Genomic DNA, 24,340 nt, shown 5'->3' with positions numbered 1-24,340 from the left:
GAGGTGCAGATCCAAAACCTTATTTAAAAGTCATCCAGCTTTGCTAAGATGCTTTTTCAACCTAATTTTGAGAAAGGTTTTGGTTGCGTTTCCGCAGAAACATGCCGCCTGTTGCCAACAGTCCCAACACAATGCCCGGTTCAGGAACCGATTTCGGCTTCAGATTGCCATCAAAATCAAACTTGCCTGTTCCCTGATGGAAAGAGTGGTTATCAGATTCAAAACCGCCCCCATTCGTGCTGGATTGGGAAACCACGATTTTGTCAAAGTTGTCGGCACTGCTGTCGGAGTAGAAATGGACATAGCCGTTGCCTTCTCCATTTTGCCATGAGGCTTTAAACAAAGCCGCGTTGTTGAGAATGTCAGCAGTGGTAAAAGACTTGACCAGTTTGTCTTTGCCAGTTGTGCCACTTTGGTAAAAAGAGAACGTGTTGTTTTGGCTCACTGCACCCCAGTCAATCCCAAAGTAGTTTAGGGTTTTGTCCAATTTAATCGTTGCAGCATCGCCGTTAAAAACTGCCAGATAGTTAGAGCCGTTTTGCTTGCCTGTTGACCCAGCAGGTGCCCACTGGTCAGCACGGACGCTGCTAGTACCTGAGGTGTTTTCAAACGAGTATTTAGCAAACCCGGTGGTGGGCACTTTGCCTGAGTTGAAGTCGATCGTGGTGGTCTCCTTTAACTTAGCAAACTCGGAGAATGCACCTTGATTCGTTTCCCCATTCAAACCGGGAGCGCCGTTGGTGATTTTAAATGAGATGGCTTGAGCAGAACTTGAGTAGCCAAGGGCTGCAATCGTGCTAACTGCTGCGATACAAAAGACATTGATGGATTTCATTGATTTGGGTTCTCGCCTATCTATGACCTTTCAACTGTCATTATCAACGCAGCAATAGGGCAAAGTCTTTGAGAGAAAGTACTGAACTTATCAACAATTTTGCTTCTAAACTTTTTGATATCAAATCAATAAAATCTTTCTACAAACTCCGTTAACTTACTTCAGTAATGAGCAAGTAAAGTTCCTTTGTTCATGACAAGTTCAAACATTCTCTTTGAAGCTTTTGACAGGTTCACGAGTTCTTTAAAGTCTACTGTGTAAACTTACATAGCCTCAATAGTTCTACTTAGAGATTAACACGCTGACTTGTGAGTAGAAGACTCATGAAAGTGTCCTAGTTTTCACCGATAAATTCAGAGAAGCCTAGCTTTGTTTAAAGCAAAAATCGATCGCTAGTCTGCGATCGGCAAAGTCACCGCAACAATCGTCGAGCCATCTAATAGCATCTGACAGGTGACTGCTCCGTTTTGAACTTCAACTCGTTTGCAGCAGAGGGCTATCTCTGGGGCAAAGTCGCGCTCACCTAATGAGACAAATCGTTGAGCAGTAATGCTGATGGTTATTTGTGACTCAAGCTGGTTGACTTCTAAAATGGTGGTCACATCGGGATCAGAACATTTCAGCGATCGCCCCAAAAGATCGGTTAAAACTTCTTCGAGCAAGTCACGATCGGCAATGACGGGCGGCAAAACCGCAGGAAATTTGCAAATTAAGCGCGGAGTCTCAGCTTTGGGGGCGAGCAGATGACGACTCACGCAATCTAAAAGCAGATGCAAATCTAAAGCTTCTAGCTGAACGGTGACTTTTCCGGCTTCTATTTTTTGCAGCAGGGTGGCATCGGCAAGCAAATCTCCTAGCTGTTGGAGTTCGGCTGCCATCGACGCGATGTTAATCTGCCACTCAGATGAGTCGTGAACCGCTTGATTGAGTTGGGTCAAATAAGTCTGAATCGAGGTCAGCGATCGTCCGACTCGCCGCTCGATCGCCGTCACTAACTTCTGCTGAGACTTGAGCTGATTTCGCAGATCAGCCGTTTCCACTTCTTCTAGCGAGGGTGAACTTAGAGGGAGTGGGGCGCATTGCTGAGACATGATGCCCAAAAGATGATTGATGCTTTAATTTTACTGCTGCTTTAATAAAGTTAACAAATATTCAAACTATCCTCAAGCTTTTCTCGACTACAAAAATGGTGGAGAGACTTTCGCCCTCCACCGATTCGCTATTTCCCAGGGCAGGAATTAACTGCCAGGAGTGAGGTGATCGATCGCATCAACGACCCGCTCAACCACATTGGGGTTACTTTTCCCCTCCCCGTTCACCATCATGGCTTGAGGAGTTTTGGGCGTGCCGTGCAATCGTGGATCGGGTTGGGGTGGTTCTGGGATTGATCCGATCGGTTCAGGATTCGCCACATACTGAAACTCGCCTTTGCCATCCATTGAGGGACCTTTTGCCCAACGTCCTTCGGCGCTTTCTTCTCCCTCAGAGTTGTTCCAGAATTGATACGCATACTCGTTCTTGCCATATTCATAGGCAATGCCGGGAACAACCGTATCCTCAAATCCTTCACTCTTGAGATCTTCGATCGCCGCTAACCACTGGTTTTGATGCATGGTGTCACGGGCGATCATGAAGCTGAGATGGTCTTTCACGCCTGGGTCATCGGTCATCTGATACAACCGTACAGCCTGCATCAGACCTTGAGATTCAGCATGGAGATTAGAACGAAAGTCTGCCAATAAGTTGCCACTGGCGACGATAAAGCGACCGTTCCAGGGGAAGCCGACACTATCAGATGGCGTTGCACCTCCACCAGAAACAATTTCGTGCTGGGGGTTCATCGCTGCCACAATCACATCTCGGGGGTTCATCCCGCCCATAACCGCACCGACGACGGGATCTTTTGCACCATCTTCTTGCATTTTGACTGGGGCTTTCTCTAATAGATGAGCGATCATCGTGGCTAACATCTCAACGTGACCAATTTCCTCAGTCCCGATATCTAGCAGCATATCGCGGTATTTAGCAGGTCCGCGGCAGTTCCAGCCCTGAAATAAGTACTGCATCATTACAGTCATTTCCCCAAAGCTACCCCCGATGAGTTCTTGCATTTTCTTGGCATAAATCGGATCGGGATTTGCGGGTGGAGTGAAGTATTGTAATCGTTTTGTGTGATAGAACATGGCAAGTTAAATTCCTAGGCTTAGGGTATTGCGCTTGATTTGAGACGACAACAAGATGCGTCTCTAAACTGAGCTAATAACACTTGATATTTGTGTCATTCCTACTCCCTATGTAACTAGTTAGAAACTTCCTGTTCGTCAGCCTTTAGGAAGGCAAAGCGTATCCAATAGAGATAAGAGATATAGCACTTCCTAATCCCTTAAAGTGCCAACAAAGGCTTAAGTCCCTTTGCTTAGGAATTGCCATACTAAAACGCAAATTTTAGTTAACCAACCGATCGAACGAAATCAAACCTTTATGTAAAGCAAAGTTGTAGCCTAAAAGTAGTAGAAAGGCTATTAATTGAACACAAAAAATCGGCTTGAAGGTCTACTATTATTAATTCGCTAATTATTTGTAGTTAAATCTCTTATATTTGCGAAAGTAGTTAGTCTAAAGTTTTATGCAATAAAAAAGTCAGAGAAACTTTTCTCTGACTCGCTGCAAACGATAAACAGTTGGTTAATTAAGGTACGACGAGATTCGACAGCCGTGACATATCCTCCGTCATCGCCTACCCGACGCTGATTGCAAGCAATACAACGATGGCTCTCCGAGACTTTGGCTACTCGTTTCATTGGCTGGGCAACCCCTATCGCCTCCACGAGCGTTGTTTAGACTCCGCGTCATGACCCACCGCAGAGGATTAATTTTTGTTTGATGCGGTAGGCTTTTCAGCTTCCCGACTCGTGTCACTCCCGCCTGTTGATTGAGTCTCGTACTCTAGGTTAGGGACATTCCCGAACTATGCTGGTTCTGAGGGTTGCAGGCATTTCGGATGGCAACTTCACCAATGAAGCGATTGTACCATGCTCGTTGATGGCAGAGGAGATTGGCGCTTCCTCGTTGATGCTAATCTCTGAGCAAGCGACGCTTACTATCGCTTAAGCGCTCAGACCTGGAGGAGGGTTTCCCTCCGTAGCGCTCAGTGCTGAAGACGGGTTCCCCATCGCAGGCAACTGAGTAAGAAGGGGACTGAGTAAGAAAGCATCGACTCGTCAGTGCCCGTCTTATATCCCGACGTTCATCGAAGCGGCAGAACGCGGGGCTTACGACGTTAGGGCTAAAATTGCACCTGCTCCGAGAATGTGGCCGAACCTAGTCGCGCCAATCAATGCAGGCAACCCAAAACCGCCTAACGGGCTAGAAGCTGGCAGGGCAGGGAAAGCACTCGGTTTCTTGATAGTAAATTTGGCAAACGCGATCGCCAAAATATTGCAGACGATCATGACGATCGCTACTGTCGGAGTCCATTCTAGGGCGAACGCACACGTTTCTTGATCATTGGCGGGAGGGGTTAGGAACTTGAGCCAAAACCTTGGTGAGATAATGATCATCCCAACCCGCCTTAAGTCGTTTAGCACGCGTGCCGCCTTTGGCGGACTGCTCGTGAGAGCTTAAATTCACCGCGAGATGGCAAATCACCGCTAAGTTTTCTGCACAATCCCCCTGAGTGGCGCGAGCTGGGTCTTCTCGGAATCCGCCATCCAAAATCCCCTGCAATGGATTCTCAAGGCCCCAGTGACCCCGTACCGCAGGGGCGAAACCTGTTGCATCCAGCGGTAAACTCAGCCGCTAGTAGCGCCTTTCACTCGTCATGTCTCCTATCGCAGAGGCTGAAACCGAAAAAGTTGCCCTTCCCGCTTGACTTTTAAGATCATCGCTAAATCCCTCTCCCAGAGCGGGAGAGGGACTTTGAAGCTGGCTCCCCTTCTCCCAAATTTGGGGAAGGGTTGGGGGATGAGGGCAAATTTTGATTCACGCAGGAGGTCTAATAAATAATGTAAGTGAACGCGCTAATCTGGTAGATGGCGGATCACAAAACCTTCGCCTACTATATTTTGATAGACTGCCGATCGTTTGACTTTTATTTGACCTATGTTTGACGCTCTCTCTGAACGCTTAGAACAAGCCTGGACTAAATTACGCGGTCAGGACAAAATCTCTGAATCCAACGTCAAAGACGCGCTTCGAGAAGTTCGTCGTGCTCTGCTCGAAGCCGATGTTAACCTGCAAATCGTCAAAGATTTTGTAGCTGAGGTTGAGCAAAAAGCACTCGGCGCAGAAGTCGTGCAGGGAGTGCGCCCCGATCAGCAATTTATTGAAGTTGTCTATAACGAGCTAGTCCAGGTGATGGGCGAGGCGAATGTCCCACTAGCTGAAGCGCCATCAAAACCGACGATCGTGCTGATGGCAGGTCTGCAAGGCACGGGTAAAACCACCGCTAGTGCCAAACTCGCGCTCCATCTCCGCAAAGAAGAACGCACCACGCTGCTAGTCGCGACCGATGTCTATCGACCTGCGGCGATCGACCAACTCGTCGCCCTCGGCAAACAGATTAATATCCCAGTTTTTGAACTAGGGACAAGCGCTGACCCCGTTGAGATTGCGCGTCAAGGAGTCGAGAAAGCGAGAGCCGACGGCTTTGATGTCGTAATCGTTGACACAGCAGGTCGTCTGCAAATCGACCAAGAGATGATGGGCGAACTTGCCCGGATCAAAGAAACCATTCAGCCCCATGAAACCCTGCTCGTCGTGGATGCCATGACTGGACAGGAAGCCGCCAACCTGACCCGCACTTTTCACGACCAAATTGGTATCACGGGAGCCATTCTCACCAAATTAGACGGGGATACTCGCGGGGGGGCTGCGCTGTCAGTGCGACGCATTTCAGGACAGCCAATCAAATTCGTTGGCGTGGGTGAAAAAGTCGATGCGTTGCAGCCGTTTTACCCCGATCGCATGGCATCGCGCATTCTCGGCATGGGCGACGTTTTAACGCTGGTCGAGAAAGCCCGCGAAGAAGTCGATATGGCAGAAGCCGAAAAGATGCAGGAGAAAATTCTCTCTGCAAAATTCGACTTTACCGACTTTCTCAAGCAGACCCGCTTGCTCAAAAACATGGGTTCTCTGGGCGGCATCATGAAGCTGATTCCGGGTATGGGCAAGTTGAGCAGCGAACAGCTTGAGCAAGGGGAAACCCAACTCAAAAAAGCGGAAGCGATGATCGGCTCCATGACGGTTCAAGAGCGCAAAGATCCCGACATTTTGTCGAGTTCTCCGAGTCGTCGCCGTCGCGTTGCCAAAGGCTCTGGTTATGGCGAGAGAGAGGTCAGCGAACTGGTGACCAACTTCCAGCGAATGCGAACGATGATGCAGCAAATGGGGCAAGGTAACTTCCCCGGCATGGGCGGAATGCCCGGAATGGGAATGCCGGGTATGGGCGGTGGAATGCCCGGAATGCCCGGAATGGGCGGCAACCCTTCCCCTCAGCCTGGATGGCGCGGCGGCGGTGGCAACCCCAATAAAAAGAAAAAGAAAGACAAGAAAAAGAAGGGCTTTGGAACGCTGTGAGGTTGATTCAGTTTCAAGACTCAACATCGTGCCCTCTAGCTGTGATACGATAAATAGTCCACGATCGAACGATTTTGTAATCCAACAGGAGTTCAGTTTTCTAGCATGATCAAACTGCGATTAAAGCGATTTGGCAAAAAGCGCGAAGTAAGTTACCGCATTGTCGCGATTAACAGCCGTGACCGTCGCGACGGTAGACCGATCGCTGAAGTCGGTTTCTATAACCCTCGCACCGACGAAACGCGGCTTGATGTGCCCGCGATCGAAGCTTGGCTGCAAAAAGGCGCACAGCCGACCGAAACAGTTCGCAACATTCTAACCAAAGCTAACGTTCTAGAACAAAAAGTTTGGGCCTGATTCTTCTATGCCAGAGCATACCGCCGTGCCCGACTATGCAAGCTTGGCACGCTTTTTAGTTCAGCCATTTTTAGAAACCCCAGACTCGCTTAAGGTTGACTGCGAAATTTCGTCGCGCTCACGGGTCTGGGTGCGGTTAGCCTTTGAAGGAACCGATAAAGGACGGGTGTTTGGTCGCGGTGGGCGAAACATCCAAGCGATTCGGAGTGTCCTTGAAGGCGTGGCAAAAGCCGCCGGACACACTGCCCTGCTAGATGTTTACGGCACCCCAAAAGAAGGGTCTGACCACGAACGATCGGATGAGTCATTTTCTCCCCGCAGATCGGAAGCGTCACCTCGTCCGTCGGGCGCACCACGCGTGGTGCCCAAGCCTAAACCCCGACCAACCGAGTAAAGGAATTTTGCAGTTTTGAGCCAGTGTCTTATAACCCTCGCTAGACTAATAAATAGACGCTGAAAAGGCACCTGATCAGTCTGCAAAGATACAGATTCAGGTGTCTTTAGCGTTTAGATGTTGAATTTTGGATCTAGCCTTCATTAAGATTCAGCATTGTGACTCTATACCCTAACCCTGGTCTGAATGGTAGAAACCTTAACTGTCGAATTGCCAAGTGTCGAAAGCGCGATCGCGCTAGCCGGAACCCAAGAAAATAATCTGAAAACATTAGCCAAGCAAACCGGGGCAACTCTGGTGATGCGAGGGCAAGAGCTATTGATCTCTGGCACCAAAAATCAGATTGATCTCAGTCAGCGACTAGTTCAGGCTCTAGAAGAATATTGGAGCCAGGGAAAATCGATTACCAGCGTTGATATTCTCACAGCGCGTCAAGCCTTAGACGCTCATCAAGAAGACACTCTGCAAGAGCTTCAGCAAGATGTCTTGGCACGGACGCGACGCGGCGACGTGATTCGGGCTAAAACCTTTCGACAACGGCAATATATTCAAGCCGTTCGCAGCCATGATCTGACGTTTTGCATCGGCCCCGCCGGGACTGGAAAAACCTACCTAGCGGCAGTTCTAGCTGTTCAAGCGTTGCTATCAAATGAGTATGAGCGGTTGGTGTTGACCCGCCCGGCGGTGGAAGCGGGAGAGAAATTGGGCTTTCTACCTGGAGATTTGCAGCAAAAGGTCAATCCCTATCTGCGTCCCCTTTATGACGCGCTGTATGAATTTGTCGAGCCAGAAAAAATCGCTAGTCTAATGGAGCGAGGCGTTATTGAAGTGGCTCCGATCGCCTACATGCGCGGTCGCACCCTCAACAATGCGTTTGTGATCGTGGATGAGGCCCAAAATACGACTCCCGCTCAGATGAAAATGCTGCTGACTCGGATTGGGTTCCGCTCTAAAATGGTGGTGACGGGCGACTTGACTCAAACAGATTTGCCTAATCACCAAACCTCTGGGCTGTCGATGGCAGAGCGAATCTTACGATCGGTCGATGGTATCGCGTTCTGCAATCTCTCTAAAGCTGACGTAGTGCGCCATCAGTTAGTGCAGCGCATTGTCGAAGCTTACGAAACGTTCGAGCAGTAGTCTACTTAGAGAAGGGCTGAATAAAGGGAAACCCATCTAAAACATAACTTTGACGTTTGGGTCTGACGCAGTAACGTTTGCGCTCACCGGACACAGATAATTTTTACAGCTCAACCAACCACTTTGGGAAGTTCCAGTACAGCGCAGTTTTTTGCCTATACACTTTACCTTTTATGGATTACACCAAGTGCTTGAATCTCACCAGATGGGCCACTAGTTTCTCCAGGTGGAATAATGAGTGATGTTGCCCTATCATAAAAGGTAACATTACCTTGCTTCAGTTGGGAAAACCAAGGATCTCTAGAGACATGATCATACCCAGTAGATAAGTATCCCAATCTATTTGCTTCATATGAAAAAAGCCATTGATTGCCATAAAGCTCGTCTTCTGTTAAAAATTGTTCCCATTTCTTGGTAATCAACCATTCTGGAATCCTTCCTCGTTGCTGTGCATCCAACGCTAAAATCGCAACAATAGAATCTTCCATACCAGAAATTGCTTGACTGGCTTCTTTGTATATAGCCAGCTTGAATACAATTATTGACCATATAGCCCAAGCCACTTCACTGCTATGTCCGAGCGGGGCATGTTGAAGAACTTGCAGATTGAGATTTTTTTCGAGTGAGTCTAGGTCAATTGGGTATTTCTTAATTTGATTATTCTGAAATATTGATAAGGCATCGCGTAAAGTACTTGATTCGATTGTCACTGACTGCAAGAGTAAACTTTCGAGCAATGACCAATTATCTGGATGAAGTTCATGAAAGTTTTCAATTCTTGCAATTGCATACTTAAGAACTGGCTCTTGAGGAGCCTCCTTAGAGATTTGAAAAGCGCGATCGAAATAGCGAATGATGTCTTGCATTTGAGCAAGCTTACTCTTGCTGAATTTGTAATCAGATAACTCTAAAACCCAGGTAGAGTCTAAAGAACAAGGTAACTTAACAATTCTAGTCTTATCAGGATTAAGAGTTAGTTCAAAATCTGATAAAACTTGCTGAAGATGACTTAGAGCTGTCTCTGCTTCTGAACGAGTTAGAAAAACGAATTCATAATCATCGCTGTAGCGAAAGCCTCTGTATGGATGTGAACACGAGTTTGAAATCCGTCTTTCCAGTTCTAAATCTAAAGTACAAAGTATCAATTCAGCGATGACTAGCGATGTGTCAGGACTAATAGGAATACCCATTGTCTGACCATCCTGGCTGTTACGAATCAATTTATCAAGTTGATTTCCAAGCAAAGATGAATCATTTCTTCGGCTTTTTGCAATTTCTTTTCCATGCACGGCCCAAGGGATGCTGTGCGTATAAATGGACTGGTAAAACTGTGAAATATCTGTCTGTAAAGCATATCTACCGATTGCTCTATTTTTAGCTCTTTCCCTAGGGAGATCAGGAAAATCAAGTAAAGGTGAAATTGAGCGATTACGCTTTGGATGTGGTGTATGGACAGGTTTGCTTTTTGAAAAATTAGATTTTTGAGTTATTAATTTAATGTCACTCCAATTATTTTCTATAACTTTAGCTATCTCTATAAAAAAAGCTGGATTTTGAATACTTAACTTTCTTCTCAAAGACCCATACCTTACATGGCTATGTGAGTAAAGCTTTGAGTTATTTCTAGAAGGCGGTTGCAAGGAACTGTTAGCTACCACGAAGTCAGCAAGCGAGCTGGCTTTAAATGGTGGAGGGAGTTCTCTAGGAAAGTAACCTCTCGCAATCAAATCTCTCCTATCCATCTATTCCCCCAGTAATGACGGCTCGTTTAGCCCTTAATTATAGTTATGAAACTCAACGCCTCAGACATTTTACTTTCAAGTGCAGACAGATAACCTTTAAGAACTACCCAGAAAGCTAACTTCTTTTTAGGAAGAGTTTCTGCATAACACCCTAAATTAGGGAACATGTGTAGAGTTTCCACCTATTTTCAGATTTAGTCCAGTTGTCAGAAATTGTCTTGGACTTGCCTGTGACTTGACTTCTGCACTTAATTTTTGGTGCGATCGCCTGAGACAAAACGACGATCGAGTACATTCAACCCAGCAGGGTCTCTAACTTAGCGAGAACCTCTTCGATCAGGGCATCGGGTGCCTTCTCGACAAATTTCGCCCGTCGCGATCGCCAATCAAAACTCTTCACTTGGTCACTCAAGATTACGCCTGATGTGATCATCTCCTCCATTAGCCGTACTTCAAACGAAAAACCTTTTGATTGATTAGTAATGGGGCACATTAGCGCCAGAGAAGACAGATTGTTGTACCTTGCAGGAGAAAGAATGATTGCGGGGCGATATCCTGCTTGTTCGTGCCCTTCTTGAGGGTCAAAACTCAATTTCACAATATCGCCACGATCGGGCACATACACCCTTCGCTTACCAGATTTCATTACCAACGGGTTGCCCCATCTCTACTTCTGCGTGTACGTTATCTAAATTCATTCCGACTAGTAAATCGTCCAATGTATATTGCTTTTTCTCAGGCTTGATGATCAAACTGCCATTCACGACTGTGAAGGTAATATTTGTTCCTTCTTGCAAGTTAATCTGTTTTGCAATCTGCATCGGAATACGAACACCTAAACTATTGCCCCATTTTGCGACGACTTGAGGTTTCATTAGCTCGACCACTTGCAAAAGGATGTATAAACATTATAGATACAAAAGTGGTAGAACGGCTATTATCCAAATTCGGCTCATACTAACGCAGGTTCGAGCAGTGCGCCCTGCATTCGACTCAGCCAATCAATCAGATTAGAGAGTTGCTGATCGGCACTGAGAAGCCCTAACCCTCGCACAGTGACTTTGCCGGGTGCATAGACAAAGCGGGTTTGCAGATGATTCGGTAAATTTTCTTTGAGCAGATTCCAGGCGGGTTCCTCCATTGGGGTTTCGAGAATGACGTGTTGTTTGCCTTCGGGCTTGATGCGAGAAAAGCCAATCTTTTTGGCGACTTGCTTGAGTTCCATGACGCGCAGAAGTTGGAGAACCGCTGTCGGAATCGTGCCATAGCGATCGCTCCAGTCTGCTGCAATTTGGGTCAACTCTGGTTTAGAAGATGCGGTGGCAACCATGCGATAAGCATCCATTTTTTGGTCTAAATCGGGAATGTAATCGGCAGGAATAAATGCGGTGAGACTGAGATCGATCTGCGTGTCGTCCACTTTGGGAATTTCTTGACCGCGAATTTCTTTAATCGCATCTTCGAGCATTTCCATGTAGAGATCGAACCCGATCGCATCCATTTGTCCCGATTGTTCCGCTCCGAGTAAGTTGCCCACGCCGCGAATTTCCATATCTCGCACTGCTAACTGATAGCCCGATCCGAGTTGGGTAAACTCTTGGAGTGCGCGGAGTCGTTGACGGGCTGCGTCTGAGAGTTCGTGCTTTTTAGGATAAAACAGCCAGGCGTGAGCCTGAATGCCTGCCCGCCCAACTCGACCCCGCAATTGATAAAGCTGAGACAACCCAAACTTTTGCGCGTCTTCAATCAAAATCGTGTTGACTCTAGGAATGTCTAACCCCGATTCGATAATCGTGGTGCAAACCAGAATATCGGCTTCCGCTTCACCAAAAGTCAGCATCGTCGATTCGAGTTCTGATTCTGGCATTTGCCCATGAGCTACCGCGATTCTGGCACCCGGAATCATCTCCCGCAGTTGAGCCGAGATTTCTTCAATGCCTTCAACTCTGGGAACCACGTAGAAGATTTGTCCGCCGCGATCGAGTTCTTGCCGAATCGCCGATCGCACCATTTCGGGATCGTAAGGCGACATGTGAGTCTTAATGGGACGACGAGACGGTGGAGGAGTCGTAATTAAACTCATTTCGCGCACACCAGATAACGCCATATACAACGTTCGCGGAATCGGAGTCGCGCTGAGAGTGAGAACGTCAACTTGAGTTTTGAGCGATTTGATTTTCTCTTTTTGATTGACACCAAACCGTTGTTCTTCATCGACGACTAGCAGTCCCAAATCCTGAAACTGAATTCCTTTGCCTAAAAGCTGGTGGGTGCCGACGACAATATCTAATTCTCCAGTAGTCAATCGACGCTGAATATCTTTGCGTTCGTCAGCCGTGCGGAAACGATTGAGCAAACCCACCTGAATTGGGTAAGGCGCAAATCTTTCTTTGAGGGTGTGATAGTGCTGTTGCGTCAAAATTGTAGTCGGAGCCAGCAATGCAACTTGTTTTCCGGCGATGACTGCTTTGAAGATGGCACGAATCGCAACTTCTGTTTTGCCAAATCCGACATCTCCGCAGACCAGGCGATCCATTGGGCGATCGCTCTCCATATCCAGCTTCACGTCTTGCGTAGCTTTTAACTGATCGGGCGTTGGCTGATAGGGAAACGACTCTTCCATCTCTTGTTGCCAGGGCATATCAGTCGGGTAAGCAAAGCCAGACTGTTGCGATCGCTGGGCATAGAGATGCAATAAATCTACCGCGACTTTTTTAATCGCTTTACGGACTTTGCTCTTGGTTTTCTCCCAGGCTTTGCTCGACATCTTGTTGAGTTGCGGCGTTGCCTCGCCCACGCCTCGGAATCGAGACAGGGCGCTGAGTTGATCTGCCGCGACTCGCAGCAAACCATCAGCATATTTCAGAACTAAATACTCGCGAGTTTCGTCGTTGAGCGTCAAACTTTCAAGCTTGATGAATTGACCCACGCCATGATTTTTGTGAACCACGTAATCACCGGGCTGCAATTTGTTGGGATCAACTTGCTTAGAGGCGGCGCGACGACGTTTGCGAACATAGCTCGGAGTCGTTAAGCTGTGTTGCCCAAAAAACTCCCGATCAGTCACCAACACGACTCGAAAAGTTGGCAGAATAAAGCCTTCTAGCTCGGCTAAACCCGAATATTTGACCGCGACGGGAATGTGCTGAGTTTGCAGTTTGTCGATCGCCAAAAAATCGCGTGGGTTGGGCACAAATTGCGCGGGGCAATCATGCTCTTGCAGCAGCGAGACTGAACGAGACGGCTGGGCTGAGACAAGCCAGACTGAGAAACCGCGATCGCGCTCTCCTCTCAAAGTTTCGGCGAGTCGTCCAAACTGATGCGGCACCGCAGGAACGGGACGGCTGGCGAGATTTAGCCCATTTTTTTCTTCTGCCAGTTCGCTGAGAAACAGCCGATCGAAACACTCGACTTCAGCCAGAGATGCAGCAAAAGAACGGTGAGTTTTAGGAAACGGATGAGGAATTTCTTGCCAATGTTCTTCGACTTGATCAAACCAGCGATCGCCGTGTGCCTCACACATTTCTGGTTCGTCGAGGGCAATCAGCGTGTTGTCGGGTAAATAATCCAGCAAAGAGGCAGGTTTTGAGAAGGCGAGTCCTAAAAAGCGGCGCATTCCTTCGATCGCCTGTCCCTGCTCAAATTTTTCTTGATCCTCAGGAGAGAGATAAGACTCGACTTGCTCAAAGGTGAGATGAGATTGAATAATGGGACTGAAACTGGTGGGAGTCAGCACTAAGCGATCGATGCGATCGAGCGATCTTTGCGTAGACGGATCGAACTCACGAATCTGATCTAACTCGTCGCCAAATAACTCCAATCGCACGGGCAATTCTGCCGCAACGGGAAACACATCGATAATGTCTCCTCGACGACTCCACTGTCCTTCAGTTTCGACGAGATTGACGCGCTCATAGCCTAATCGTGCTAGTTCGTTACTGAGTGTATTCAGGTTTAACTCTTTGCCGCGATCGAGCGACAAACAATAAGGGGCAAATGCCTCAGCCGGGGGCAGGTGAGTTTGGAGGGCGCGTTCGGTGGCCACGATCGCCAGAGAAGCCTTCTCGGTTTCATCGTTCACCTTCACTAGATCTGCCAAGACTTGCAACTGTCCCCAATTCATCTCCGCTTCGGGGTCAAACGACTCGTAGGGCGACGTTTCAGACGTGGGATAAAAATGAACGGTTTGCCAGCCCATCGCCTCTAGTTGAGCGCTCCAGCGCCCGGCTTCTTCTAACGTCGCTGTCACCACCAGCAAAGGATGGGTTTGGGCTTGTGCCAGCGTAGACGCGACTAAGCCCTTGGGCAACCGTGCCAGCCCACTCAGTCGCAAAAATTGCTGCTGACTCAATTTATTGAGCAGTTCAGTCGTCAGGGGCAATCGTCTGAGGGCACGAGTAATCGAAGAGAACGCCATTGGTTAAGCGGGGGTGTTGCAGTTTAGCTATCTTTACATTTTATCGAGCGATCGAGGTGATTAGAAGACGTGACAGGTGAATGGTAAAACTCAGATACACTAAAACAGTCCGCACCATCCCTGCCAAATCAACAGGCAGCGTCAGGAATGCCTTTCACCGTCGAACTTCTGATTATCTTTCTCTTAACGATCGCCAACGGACTGTTTGTGATGTCAGAAATGGCGATCGTGTCTGCCCGAAAAGTGCGCCTTCAACAGATGGCAAATCAAGGAGACGCTAGAGCCAAAGCAGCGCTCGATCTGGCAAACGCGCCCAATAACTTTTTGGCGATCGGGCAAGTTGCCATCACGCTAATTGCGATCATTTCTGGTGCATTTGGTGAGGCTGCCATTTCTCGAAGAGTCGAGCCTGTTTTAGAATCAATCCCATTTTTGCGACCCTATAGTCAGCCGCTTTCGTTTGTGATCTCGGTGATTCTTCTGGCTTATCTGACGCTGATTATTGGCGAATTAGTGCCGAAGCGATTAGCGCTTAACTATCCCGAACGGGTGTCGTCGCTGGTGGCGATGCCGATGAGTTTGCTGGCAAAAGTGGCCTCTCCGATCGTCTTCTTGTTGGGTGTCTCAACTGACGTAGTGCTACGCGTCTTAGGCATTCGTCCCTCTGGTGAGCCGACCGTGACTGAAGAAGAAATTCGAGTCATGATTGAGCAGGGCACCGAAGCGGGAATGTTTGAGCAGGCAGAAGAAGACATCATGAAACGGGTGTTTCGGCTGGGCGATCGTCGCGTCAGTTCTCTCATGACTCCTCGCTTAGAGATTGTCTGGCTCGACCTAGAAGACTCGCTTGACGAAAACCGCCGCACGATGATGGAGAGTTCTCACTCTCGCTTCCCCGTTTGTCATGGCGGGCTAGATAATTTGCTAGGAGTCGTGCAGGTTTATGATCTGTTAGTTAAAACGCTGGCGGGTCAGCCGATCGATTTCACCAGTTCGCTGCATACGCCTGTGTTTGTGCCCGAAAGCACTCGTGCGCTCAAGGTGCTGGAGCTATTTAAGCAATCGGGCACTCAGATCGCGTTTGTTGTGGATGAATATGGGGTGATTCAGGGATTGGTGACGCTGACAGATGTGCTGCAAGCGATCGTCGGTGATATTCCCTCGGTCGAAGAACTGCAAGAGCCGCAAGCCGTGCGACGAGAAGATGGTTCGTGGCTATTGGATGGAATGTTGCCGATTTACCAATTCAAAGAGATCCTCAATTTAGAAGAGGAAGAGCTTCCGGGAGAACAACGGGGCAGCTATCAGACGCTCGGCGGTTTTGTAGTGATGCATCTGGGTCGTATTCCTTCAGCAGCCGACCACTTTGAGTGGAGTACGATGCGCTTTGAAGTGATGGATATGGATGGCAACCGCGTCGATAAAGTGATGGTGATGCCTCGCAGAACAGAAAGCCGAGGATTGGAAGGACGAGGAACTTATGAACCCGATCGACGAGACAGATCCTAATCTGACGTGAATTCGATGAAGCTTTTCGCTACGGCTGCAAATTCGGGTAGCCCCCTAAGTCCCCCAAAATTGGGGGACTTTGAACCTAAATTCTGGGCTTGCAGTCCCCCAGAATTGGGGGATTTAGGGGGCTGAAGCTCTGAAGAACGCAGCGAAAGAACTCAGCGAACTGACGTTAATCTGGTTAACCAAATCCTCCTCCTCCAGGCGTTTCGATCACAAAGATATCTCCCGGTTGCATCGTGACTTCGGCTTTGCTGGCTAGAAGATCGATCGCGCCATTCGATCGTTCGACCCAATTTTTTCCGACGAGTCCCGGTTCGCCGCCTTGCAGCCCAAACGGTGGCACGACGCGATGACCTGACAAAATTGCTGCCGTCATCGGTTCTCGAAATCGAATCTGACGAATCACGCCATTGCCGCCAGGATGCAAGCCTTTGCCGCCGCTGTTAGGACGGATCGCAAAACTTTCTAACAACACCGGAAAGCGCCATTCTAAAACTTCAGGGTCGGTGAGACGAGAATTGGTCATGTGGGTTTGCACAGCATCAGTTCCGTTAAAGGTTGCCCCTGCTCCTGAACCGCCGCAAATCGTTTCGTAATATTGATAGCGATCGTTGCCAAAGGTGAAATTATTCATCGTGCCTTGAGACGCTGCGATCGCATTTAAGGCTCCATACAACGCATCGGTGGCCGCTTGCGAAGTCTCAACATTGCCCGCAACAACTGCCGCCGGGTAGCGCGGATTGAGTAGACAGCCTTCAGGAACAATAATATCTAGCGGTTTGAGACAGCCTGCATTTAAGGGAATGTCATCATCCACTAGGGTGCGAAAAACGTAGAGAACGGCGGCTTTGCAGACGGCTAGGGGCGCATTGAAATTGGTAGGCTGTTGAAGTGAGGTGCCTGTGAAGTCGATCGTGGCGCGATGGGACGTGCGATCAAGACGAACGCTGACACAAATCTCGCAGCCATCATCCATCGGGTAAGTAAAGCTGCCGTCTTGAAGGGTTTCAATGACTCGACACACCGAGGCTTCTGCATTGTCTTGCACATGCTGCATATAGGTCTGGACTGTTTCTAAACTGAAGTGAGCAATCATTTTCCGAAGTTCTTGTACGCCTCGCTCGTTGGCGGCGATTTGTGCTTTTAAGTCTGCCAAATTTTGAGCCGGATTTCTGGCTGGGTAAGCATGATGGGTTAATAGTTCTAAGATCTCTGGCGATCGCAAGTGTCCTTGATCAACGAGTTTGAAGTGATTGATTAAGATGCCTTCTTGCTCGATCAAGGTGCTGTTAGGTGGCATTGATCCGGGTGTCATTCCACCAATATCGGCATGATGTCCACGAGAGGCGACGAAGAATAGCGGTGCAGAATTATTGTCTGTCCTATTCTCTTCTGTGAATATAGGCGTGATTACTGTGATATCTGGTAGATGAGTTCCTCCGTTATAGGGATTGTTTAAGACGTAAACATCACCAGGTTTTAGAATTATGTTTTTTGCATTCATTAAACTAATCACGCTCTCACTCATCGATCCTAAATGAACGGGGATATGAGGAGCATTCGCCACAAGTTGACCATGTTGATCAAATAGAGCACACGAGAAGTCTAATCGCTCTTTGATGTTGACTGACGAACTTGTGTTTTGCAATGTGAATCCCATTTGTTCGGCGATCGACATGAACAAATGATTAAAGATCTCTAAAAGAACAGGATCGGCAGATTTTGAAGTTTGGATTAGCGATGTTGGATTAGCGATTTCTAAACGCCTCAAGATTAAGTGATTGCGATCGCTGAGGTCTGCTTGCCAACCCGGTTCGATCACCGTTGTGCTAGTGGGATCGATGATCAAGGCACAACCCAAAATCCGATCGCCTGGATGTAAATCTCCACGCTGAAAGACGGGCGATTGTTGCCAACATCCCTGCGTATAAATGGGAACAGTGGCGATCGCGGTTAACGGACTAGTGCGACGATCGAGAATGATGATTTCTTGAGGCGCGATCGTGGTGCCAATCACTTCAACTGAAAGCGCTTCAACAATCAGTGCTTTGGTGTCGTCAATAAAGCCGTAACGTTGGCGATGAATTTGTTCAAACTGAGTCAGCATTGCGCTCAAAGTGCCAAAGTCTACGATTAGGGCTGAATCGGTTCCTTGATAGCGCAATCGGACTTTAGACAACACTTGAATGTGAGTATCTGCAATATCTTGACGCTGTAATTCTGCAATGCCTGCTGTGGCAAGATCGGTCAGAATTTGAGTCAGTTCTGGCAACAACTGATCAGTGAGAACGGCTTCGACAGCGCGATCGCGCAACACTCGCAGGTCTGCCAAACCCATGCCATACGCCGACAAAACGCCTGCATAGGGATGCAGAAAAACCTGTTTCATTCCTAGCGCGTCGGCGATCAGACAAGCATGCTGTCCACCTGCGCCACCAAAACAGCAGAGCGTATAGTCTGTAATGTCGTAACCGCGTTGGACGGAGATTTTTTTAATCGCGCTGGCCATTTTTTCGACAGCGATCGCTAAAAATCCTTGGGCAACCGCTTCGGGCGATCGAACATCTCCACTCGCGGTCTGAATGTCTGCCGCGAATGCTGCAAACTTCTGCTGCACAATTTCTGCATCTAGCGGCAAATCGCCACTCCTCCCAAACACATGAGGAAAGAAATCTGGCTGAAGTTTACCGACCCTGACATTGCAATCTGTGACGGTCAACTCGCCCCCGTTACGATAGCAAGCCGGGCCCGGCTTTGCGCCTGCCGATCGAGGCCCGACTCGATAGCGCGAACCATCAAAGTCGAGCAGAGAGCCGCCACCCGCCGCTACAGTGTGAATCGCCATCATCGGCGCACGTAGCCGCACACCCGCAACTTCTGTTTCAAAGGTGCGCTCATAATCGCTGTCGTAATGAGCGACATCGGTCGAGGTGCCACCCATGTCAAAGCTGATGATTTTGTTAAACCCTGCCAGTTTGCTGGTCTGTACAGCACCCACAATGCCCCCAGCCGGGCCGGATAAAATGCTGTCTTTACCTTGAAAGAGATCAGCGTCAGTCAATCCGCCGTTGGATTGCATAAACATAAGTCTCGGAGCATTGTGAATTGAAGTGTGAGCAGTTAGTTCTGTGGTAACTCGATCGACATATCGCCGCAAAATTGGAGACAAATAGGCATCAACAACGGTGGTATCGCCTCGGCTCACGAGTTTCATAAGTGGGCTGACTTGATGAGACACCGAGACTTGCGTAAAGCCAATCTTGTGCGCGATCGCCGCAATCTTCTGTTCGTGATCAGAATATCGATAGCCGTGCATCAACACGATCGCACATGCCCGAATTCCATCGTTATAAGCCGACTTGAGAGATACTATCCATGACGTTTCTTCGGCTGTTGAAAGTGCAGTCAGTTCTTCACCCTGGGCGCTATATCGCTCCTCAACTTCGATGACTTGCTCGTAGAGCATTTCGGGCAACACAATCTGGCGGGCAAAAATATTGGGGCGATTTTGATAGCCAATCCGCAGGGCATCTCGAAACCCTTTTGTGATCACCAAAACAGTGCGATCGCCCTTGCGTTCCAGTAGCGCATTCGTCGCAACCGTTGTTCCCATCTTTACTACCGCAATCTGCTCAGACGGAATCGGTTCATCTGTACTTACGCCTAAAATCTCGCGAATGCCTTGTAACGCTGCGTCTTGATAGCGATCAGGGTTCTCTGACAACAGTTTGTGAATCACTAACTTGCCATCTGGGTTTTGCGCCACGATATCGGTGAAGGTGCCGCCGCGATCGATCCAAAATTGCCAGCGCTGATCAGATTGCGTCATCATACCTACTAAAAATCTGATTATAAAGAGCGAATTCCGGTAATTAGTCCATGACAGATTCCGGTTAGAAAATCTAGATCGAGGGTTTCTAAACGATCGCTGGCTTTGTGATAGTTTGGATTGCGAAGATCTGCGGTGTCGGTGATCATTAAGGCCCGATCGCCACGATCCCAAAAAGGCGCGTGATCACTGCGTCGAGTTAATGGCAAAATCTTTCCTTTGTTAGGCACCGGAAGCCATTCGCAACCAACGCCTGCTTGACGGATATTGCGTCGTAAATGAATCAGATCTGGAATCGATTTTAGATTGCCAATTAATCCAATAAAATCGCCCTGATTGGGATAAAAATACTTTAGTCCGATCGGGTAATTTTGCGAATTGGGATCAGACACACAATAGCCCAACATCTCTAAAGAAATCATCAAACGCAACGGCTGCTCTTTGAGAGAGTGGGCGTAGTGAGTGCTGCCAGCACGATCGTAAGAAGTCTCCTCAAAGTCAAACGCTACTAATCGGATCGGATGTCGAGCAGGTTCGGCGTGAAAAGCTCTTGCCATCTCTAGCAGCACCGAAATCCCCGTCGCATTATCGTCGGCACCGGGCGAACCTGGCACCGTATCATAATGGGCACCGATCAAAATTTCAGATCGATTTACTTGATCTTGTGCAGGTAAATTCAGCACCCAATTTGAGTGAGTTTTTGCCCCGACTAGAAATTCATGACTCTCAGCAATTCCCCACTGGCTAAACTCCTGACGAATATATTGCTGTACATAAAAGTGTCCCTCAGTGGCTAAATAAGCATCCCGTTCGCGAATGATTTCTTGAAGGTGCGATCGTAACCGTTCTTTTAACGCCAGCATTCTTTAATCCTTCTAAACAAATTCGCCTTTTGCCACCATCACCACATGACCGCCGACCGAGACTTCGATTTTGTCACCTGTTTTCTGCGCCTTTAGCAACAGCAGCGACGGTCTGCCCATTTCATAGCCTTGCTCAACGCGCACATCGACTGAGGAATCGCCAAAATAGTGATATTGAGCCAGATATCCAGCGAGACAACCGTTGGCGCTTCCTGTCGCTGGGTCTTCTGGAATGCCTAACCCATCGACAAACACGCGCACACAGAGTTGATTTTCAGAATGATAGGTTTCGGGACAGAAAACCAAAATGGCTTGAGCTTCCGTGGTTTTAATCAGTTCAAATAGTTTCTCTCGGCTAATTTTGGCGTGTTGGAGTGATCGTTGCTTTTTCAACGGCACAATGATAAACGGTAAGCCCGTTGAAACTTCTTGAATGGGATAGCGATCGTCGAATTCATCAGCCTTGAGATTTAGAATTGGCGCGATCGTCTCTCTATCAAATTGTTGTCCAAAAGTTGGCTGATTTTGACGCATCCAGAGCAGATCAATCTTTTGATCTTGATAACTCAACGTCACCGGAATCTGTCCCACTTTGAGATTCAGCATTACCGTTTCTATGGGTTGCCGAATCACTTCTTGTTGCAAAATAAATGCCGTTCCTAACGTCGGATGTCCGGCAAACGGCAACTCTTGCTGAGGGGTAAAGATCCGAACAAAATAGCCGCCACTCTCAATGATTTCAGACACAACGAACGTGGTTTCAGAATAGTTCATCTCTTTGGCAATTCGCTGCATCTGCTCAGTAGAGAGATTCTCCACTCCGCGAAACACCGCAAGCTGATTGCCTGCATATTTCTCCTCCGCAAACACATCGACAATATAAAACTGCATTTTTTCTGCCTCACGGTTGACCTAACATAAACTGAAACCGTTATACCAATTTCAAAAACAATTGCGATCGCTTGAACGATCGCAATCAAATTAGTATTACAGTCCCCTTTCTTCCCTAGCATCTCTCAACAGACAGTGGCAAAATAGACGTTACTCTTTTCGTTAGTTGAAAAGCATCATGACGATTCATCCAGCTTTACAGAATGCCCTCGATCGTGCCCACACTCTAAAAATCATTAGTGGCTTGAATAACTTTAATGCCGAGCGAGTCGCTGCGGTGGTTAAGGCAGCCGATCGGGGCGGTGCAACCTTTGTCGATATCGCGGCTGACCCCAACTTAGTACGAATGGCAAAACAACTTACCCGCCTTCCAGTCTGCGTTTCTGCGGTCGATCCTGAGTTGTTGGTCGCGGCGGTCAATGCCGGGGCAGACTTGATTGAAATTGGTAACTTTGATAGCTTCTATGCTCAAGGTCGTCGATTTGAGGCAGTCGAAGTCTTGGCACTCACTCATGCGACTCGTGCTCTATTGCCGACCATTACCCTGTCCGTCACGGTTCCTCACATTTTGCCCCTCGATCAGCAAGTTCACCTGGCAGAAACCTTGGTCAAAGCCGGAGCCGACATCATTCAAACCGAAGGCGGCACCAGCAGCGCCCCGGCTCATTCTGGCAGCCTGGGTTTAATCGAAAAAGCCGCTCCGACTCTTGCGGCGGCTTATGAAATTGCTCGTGCGATCGAAATCCCAGTTTTGTGTGCGTCTGGGTTGTCGAGTGTGACGGCTCCGTTGGCGATCGCGGCAGGCGCTTCTGGCATCGGTGTCGGGTCTGCCATTAACCAACTCAATAGTGAAGTTGCAATGGTTGCCGCCGTTCGCAGCTTGGTTGAAGCGCTGGCAACAGTGAACCGCGCCAAGGTTAGCGTATAGGAACGTCCCCTATAGCAATCCTAAGGAACGTGGATTTATTAAGGTGTAACTTCTCGCCATCTCCCTAAGGAGCTACGGTGTACACCAATCTTTGTCGCTGCGTTTGGGTCGGCTTCAGCCCCCTAAATCCCCCATTCTGGGGGACTTTGAGCTAAGACTCCGGTTTCAAAGTCCCTCACTCGTGGGGGATTTAGGGGGCAAAAGTCTCGGCGATGACAAATCAGAGGACTTTTACAGGTTATTTAATCCACGATCCTAAGTGAATTATGGGATGGGTTTCCAGCCACGGGCAAGATGCCCATCCCACTTTTACAACTGAAATAGGACTGCCATAGAATGTCTCTACGTCCTTTTAGTTTCAGTTTGCCGTCGTGGTTTTTCTTTAATTCTTGCTAAATTCTGGGTGCCGCGTGGTTGCCCATATAGAAGGATTGATGCGCTGGCAAATTCAGTCACTTTGGCGCTGAAAGAATCAACAGACCTAGAACCCTCTTTCACTTGATAAAAGAGAGCCTCATACTGGTTTAGCGCTTGTTCAAACGAGTAACGCTCTAACGCATATTGCCGCCCTTGCTTGCCCAACCGCTCTGCCTGTTCAGGGTTTTTGTGAAACTCTAAAATCTGCATGGCTAACGCCATCGGATTTTCTGGCTCAACCACGACTCCACCTCGGCTTTTCTCGATCGCCTTCGCAGCGCTGCCAGAATGCGGCACCGAAGCAATCACCGGGCGACCACTCGCCAGCAAAACTTGTGTTTTAGATGGCATGTTAAAAGACACGACATTATGCTTTTGCACAATCAGCCCCACGTCGGCTGCTGCCAACATTTCGGGCAATTGCTCTCGTGGTTGAAATGGCAGCAAGATCACATTGTCAGCTCCGCAAGTCTGGCAGTGATGTTTCAGCGTTTCAACTGCCTTCGATTCGCCGACGATGACAAACACAATGTCTGAAACGTCACGCAACTGAGCAGCAGCTTCCACAACGGTTTCTAAACCTTGAGTCAAGGCAATATTGCCCGAATAAAGGACGACAAATTTGCCCTCAAGATTGTGGGCACGTCGGAACGCATTGTCATCTTTAGGCAGGGGACAAATGAAGTTGGTGTCTACCCAGTTGGGAATGCAGGTGATCTTCTGAGAGGGAACGCCTTTGCCTTCTAGATTCTCCACAAATCCTTCGGCAATGACGCTCACGGTGTGAGCCGTTCGGTAAGCAAATTTCTCGATCGCCTCCAGCAGCCAAATCAATGGTTTGTTTTTGATCAAGCCCATGTGAATGGCGGCTTCAGGCAAAATATCTTGCACGTTGAGCACGATCGGGCAGTTGTGCAGCCAGCCTAACAGCGCAGCCGGGGCACAGACTGGCAACGGCGGAACGGTGAGGAAAATCAAATCGGGTCGCCAACCTCTAAGCGCTTGAAAAAAGCTGGTAAGCACAAAACTGCTGTCTAAAATAATCCGATCGAGCAGGCTTGGCTTCGGTTTGACGCAAACATAGCTGCGCTGGATGGTGACTCCATTCCTTTCTTCAGTCTCATAAAGCTTGCCGCGATATTGCTCGTAGATCTCTCGCTGCGGATAATTGGGCATCGCCGTAATCACTCGCACTTCATGCCCACGTTTTACTAGCCCCTCTGCAAGCTCAGTCATGAGCGGAGCGATGCCGATCGGCTCTGGGTAGTAATTGTATGAATAGATCAAAACACGCATAGCTGATGGGCCCAGACGATTATGGTTGCGTTTCACTGACTGCATTCGTGTTGAGAATTTGACTCTCAGCCTCTTAAAATTTTCGTCTCAACGAGAGCTGTTAAAATCTCTTAAAGAATTGTTTCTAAGTGGCGATGTG

18 protein-coding genes and 1 pseudogene are annotated in these 24,340 nt (G+C 48.4%); 6 read left to right on the top strand and 13 right to left on the bottom strand.

The annotated features are described in order from the left end of the window. Positions 1–61: 61 nt before the first annotated feature. The 5 genes and pseudogenes from C7B65_RS04920 to C7B65_RS28660 all read right to left on the bottom strand — a co-directional run. Positions 62–835: an Npun_F0296 family exosortase-dependent surface protein gene (locus tag C7B65_RS04920; RefSeq protein ID WP_073069921.1), complete on the bottom strand. Its 774-nt coding sequence runs from the start codon at positions 833–835 to the stop codon at positions 62–64. Between the two features lie 392 nt (positions 836–1,227). Further along, a complete protein-coding gene (locus C7B65_RS04915; protein WP_073069920.1) occupies positions 1,228–1,926 on the bottom strand; it encodes a histidine kinase in 699 nt (232 codons plus the stop codon). 147 nt (positions 1,927–2,073) lie between these two features. Further along, positions 2,074–3,018 carry a manganese catalase family protein gene (locus C7B65_RS04910; protein WP_073069919.1) on the bottom strand — a complete coding sequence of 315 codons (945 nt, stop codon included), beginning with the start codon at positions 3,016–3,018 and terminating at the stop codon, positions 2,074–2,076. 1,089 nt (positions 3,019–4,107) lie between these two features. Continuing rightward, positions 4,108–4,395 carry a photosystem I reaction center subunit PsaK gene (gene psaK / locus C7B65_RS04905; RefSeq protein WP_083582726.1) on the bottom strand — a complete coding sequence of 96 codons (288 nt, stop codon included), beginning with the start codon at positions 4,393–4,395 and terminating at the stop codon, positions 4,108–4,110. Then, positions 4,340–4,630: pseudogene (locus C7B65_RS28660) on the bottom strand (transposase); the annotation flags it as partial. The pseudogene C7B65_RS28660 and the gene psaK, both read right to left, overlap by 56 nt. Before the next feature lie 306 nt (positions 4,631–4,936). On the opposite strand from C7B65_RS28660, the gene ffh reads away from it, so the two are divergent. The 4 genes from ffh to C7B65_RS04885 all read left to right on the top strand — a co-directional run bounded on the left by ffh (position 4,937) and on the right by C7B65_RS04885 (position 8,303). Further along, on the top strand, positions 4,937–6,412 hold the full coding sequence (gene ffh / locus C7B65_RS04900; protein WP_073069918.1) for a signal recognition particle protein: 1,476 nt from the start codon (positions 4,937–4,939) through the stop codon (positions 6,410–6,412). 105 nt (positions 6,413–6,517) lie between these two features. Next, positions 6,518–6,769, top strand: coding sequence for a 30S ribosomal protein S16 (gene rpsP, locus C7B65_RS04895; RefSeq protein ID WP_073069917.1), 252 nt, complete (start codon positions 6,518–6,520; stop codon positions 6,767–6,769). A 7-nt stretch (positions 6,770–6,776) separates the two neighbouring features. Continuing rightward, a complete protein-coding gene (locus C7B65_RS04890) occupies positions 6,777–7,163 on the top strand; it encodes a KH domain-containing protein (RefSeq protein ID WP_073069916.1) in 387 nt (128 codons plus the stop codon). 186 nt (positions 7,164–7,349) lie between these two features. After that, positions 7,350–8,303: a PhoH family protein gene (locus C7B65_RS04885; protein ID WP_073069915.1), complete on the top strand. Its 954-nt coding sequence runs from the start codon at positions 7,350–7,352 to the stop codon at positions 8,301–8,303. Positions 8,304–8,467: 164 nt separating this feature from the next. Here the strand turns inward: C7B65_RS04885 and C7B65_RS04880 are convergent, their stop codons facing one another. The 4 genes from C7B65_RS04880 to mfd all read right to left on the bottom strand — a co-directional run bounded on the left by C7B65_RS04880 (position 8,468) and on the right by mfd (position 14,462). Then, positions 8,468–9,880: an RNA-directed DNA polymerase gene (locus C7B65_RS04880; protein WP_143162011.1), complete on the bottom strand. Its 1,413-nt coding sequence runs from the start codon at positions 9,878–9,880 to the stop codon at positions 8,468–8,470. Between the two features lie 460 nt (positions 9,881–10,340). Continuing rightward, entirely contained in the window at positions 10,341–10,691 is a 351-nt protein-coding gene (mazF, locus tag C7B65_RS04875; RefSeq protein ID WP_073069913.1) for an endoribonuclease MazF, read from the bottom strand. Next, positions 10,678–10,920 (bottom strand): AbrB/MazE/SpoVT family DNA-binding domain-containing protein, encoded by a 243-nt coding sequence (locus C7B65_RS04870; RefSeq protein WP_073069912.1) that lies wholly within the window; start codon positions 10,918–10,920, stop codon positions 10,678–10,680. The genes mazF and C7B65_RS04870 overlap by 14 nt, the downstream gene beginning before the upstream one ends. 77 nt (positions 10,921–10,997) lie before the next feature. Further along, positions 10,998–14,462, bottom strand: coding sequence for a transcription-repair coupling factor (gene mfd / locus C7B65_RS04865; RefSeq protein WP_073069911.1), 3,465 nt, complete (start codon positions 14,460–14,462; stop codon positions 10,998–11,000). 147 nt (positions 14,463–14,609) lie between these two features. On the opposite strand from mfd, the gene C7B65_RS04860 reads away from it, so the two are divergent. Then, a complete protein-coding gene (locus C7B65_RS04860) occupies positions 14,610–15,971 on the top strand; it encodes a hemolysin family protein (protein ID WP_073069910.1) in 1,362 nt (453 codons plus the stop codon). Positions 15,972–16,155: 184 nt separating this feature from the next. Here the strand turns inward: C7B65_RS04860 and C7B65_RS04855 are convergent, their stop codons facing one another. Genes C7B65_RS04855 through C7B65_RS04845 form a run of 3 tightly spaced genes read right to left on the bottom strand, consistent with a single transcriptional unit; the run spans position 16,156 to position 21,560 of the window. Beyond that, the gene (locus C7B65_RS04855; RefSeq protein WP_073069909.1) at positions 16,156–19,809 is read right to left on the bottom strand and encodes a hydantoinase B/oxoprolinase family protein; all 3,654 of its coding nucleotides are present in this window, start codon (positions 19,807–19,809) and stop codon (positions 16,156–16,158) included. 17 nt (positions 19,810–19,826) lie between these two features. Further along, positions 19,827–20,669, bottom strand: a complete 843-nt coding sequence (locus tag C7B65_RS04850) for a M28 family peptidase (RefSeq protein WP_219898355.1) — start codon at positions 20,667–20,669, stop codon at positions 19,827–19,829. Positions 20,670–20,681: 12 nt separating this feature from the next. Next, a complete protein-coding gene (locus C7B65_RS04845) occupies positions 20,682–21,560 on the bottom strand; it encodes a PhzF family phenazine biosynthesis protein (RefSeq protein WP_073069908.1) in 879 nt (292 codons plus the stop codon). A 178-nt stretch (positions 21,561–21,738) separates the two neighbouring features. Between C7B65_RS04845 and C7B65_RS04840 the strand changes: the two genes are divergently transcribed. Continuing rightward, positions 21,739–22,488, top strand: coding sequence for a DUF561 domain-containing protein (locus tag C7B65_RS04840; protein WP_073069907.1), 750 nt, complete (start codon positions 21,739–21,741; stop codon positions 22,486–22,488). Positions 22,489–22,830: 342 nt separating this feature from the next. Here the strand turns inward: C7B65_RS04840 and C7B65_RS04835 are convergent, their stop codons facing one another. Continuing rightward, the gene (locus tag C7B65_RS04835) at positions 22,831–24,201 is read right to left on the bottom strand and encodes a glycosyltransferase family 4 protein (protein WP_083582740.1); all 1,371 of its coding nucleotides are present in this window, start codon (positions 24,199–24,201) and stop codon (positions 22,831–22,833) included. Between the last annotated feature and the right edge of the window lie 139 nt (positions 24,202–24,340).

This window comes from Phormidesmis priestleyi ULC007, assembly GCF_003003695.1.
Taxonomy (GTDB): Bacteria; Cyanobacteriota; Cyanobacteriia; order Leptolyngbyales; family Leptolyngbyaceae; genus Phormidesmis_A; species Phormidesmis_A priestleyi_A.
This window is presented reverse-complemented; position numbering and strand designations above follow the sequence as displayed.

Bases quoted from the DNA above. Each gene is read 5' to 3' on its own strand.
- C7B65_RS04920 (WP_073069921.1), bottom strand. From the start codon at position 835: ATGAAATCCATCAATGTCTTTTGTATCGCAGCAGTTAGCACGATTGCA.
- C7B65_RS04915 (WP_073069920.1), bottom strand. From the start codon at position 1,926: ATGTCTCAGCAATGCGCCCCACTCCCTCTAAGTTCACCCTCGCTAGAA.
- C7B65_RS04910 (WP_073069919.1), bottom strand. From the start codon at position 3,018: ATGTTCTATCACACAAAACGATTACAATACTTCACTCCACCCGCAAAT.
- psaK (WP_083582726.1), bottom strand. From the start codon at position 4,395: ATGATCATTATCTCACCAAGGTTTTGGCTCAAGTTCCTAACCCCTCCC.
- ffh (WP_073069918.1), top strand. From the start codon at position 4,937: ATGTTTGACGCTCTCTCTGAACGCTTAGAACAAGCCTGGACTAAATTA.
- rpsP (WP_073069917.1), top strand. From the start codon at position 6,518: ATGATCAAACTGCGATTAAAGCGATTTGGCAAAAAGCGCGAAGTAAGT.
- C7B65_RS04890 (WP_073069916.1), top strand. From the start codon at position 6,777: ATGCCAGAGCATACCGCCGTGCCCGACTATGCAAGCTTGGCACGCTTT.
- C7B65_RS04885 (WP_073069915.1), top strand. From the start codon at position 7,350: ATGGTAGAAACCTTAACTGTCGAATTGCCAAGTGTCGAAAGCGCGATC.
- mazF (WP_073069913.1), bottom strand. From the start codon at position 10,691: ATGAAATCTGGTAAGCGAAGGGTGTATGTGCCCGATCGTGGCGATATT.
- C7B65_RS04870 (WP_073069912.1), bottom strand. From the start codon at position 10,920: ATGAAACCTCAAGTCGTCGCAAAATGGGGCAATAGTTTAGGTGTTCGT.
- mfd (WP_073069911.1), bottom strand. From the start codon at position 14,462: ATGGCGTTCTCTTCGATTACTCGTGCCCTCAGACGATTGCCCCTGACG.
- C7B65_RS04860 (WP_073069910.1), top strand. From the start codon at position 14,610: ATGCCTTTCACCGTCGAACTTCTGATTATCTTTCTCTTAACGATCGCC.
- C7B65_RS04855 (WP_073069909.1), bottom strand. From the start codon at position 19,809: ATGATGACGCAATCTGATCAGCGCTGGCAATTTTGGATCGATCGCGGC.
- C7B65_RS04850 (WP_219898355.1), bottom strand. From the start codon at position 20,669: ATGCTGGCGTTAAAAGAACGGTTACGATCGCACCTTCAAGAAATCATT.
- C7B65_RS04845 (WP_073069908.1), bottom strand. From the start codon at position 21,560: ATGCAGTTTTATATTGTCGATGTGTTTGCGGAGGAGAAATATGCAGGC.
- C7B65_RS04840 (WP_073069907.1), top strand. From the start codon at position 21,739: ATGACGATTCATCCAGCTTTACAGAATGCCCTCGATCGTGCCCACACT.
- C7B65_RS04835 (WP_083582740.1), bottom strand. From the start codon at position 24,201: ATGCGTGTTTTGATCTATTCATACAATTACTACCCAGAGCCGATCGGC.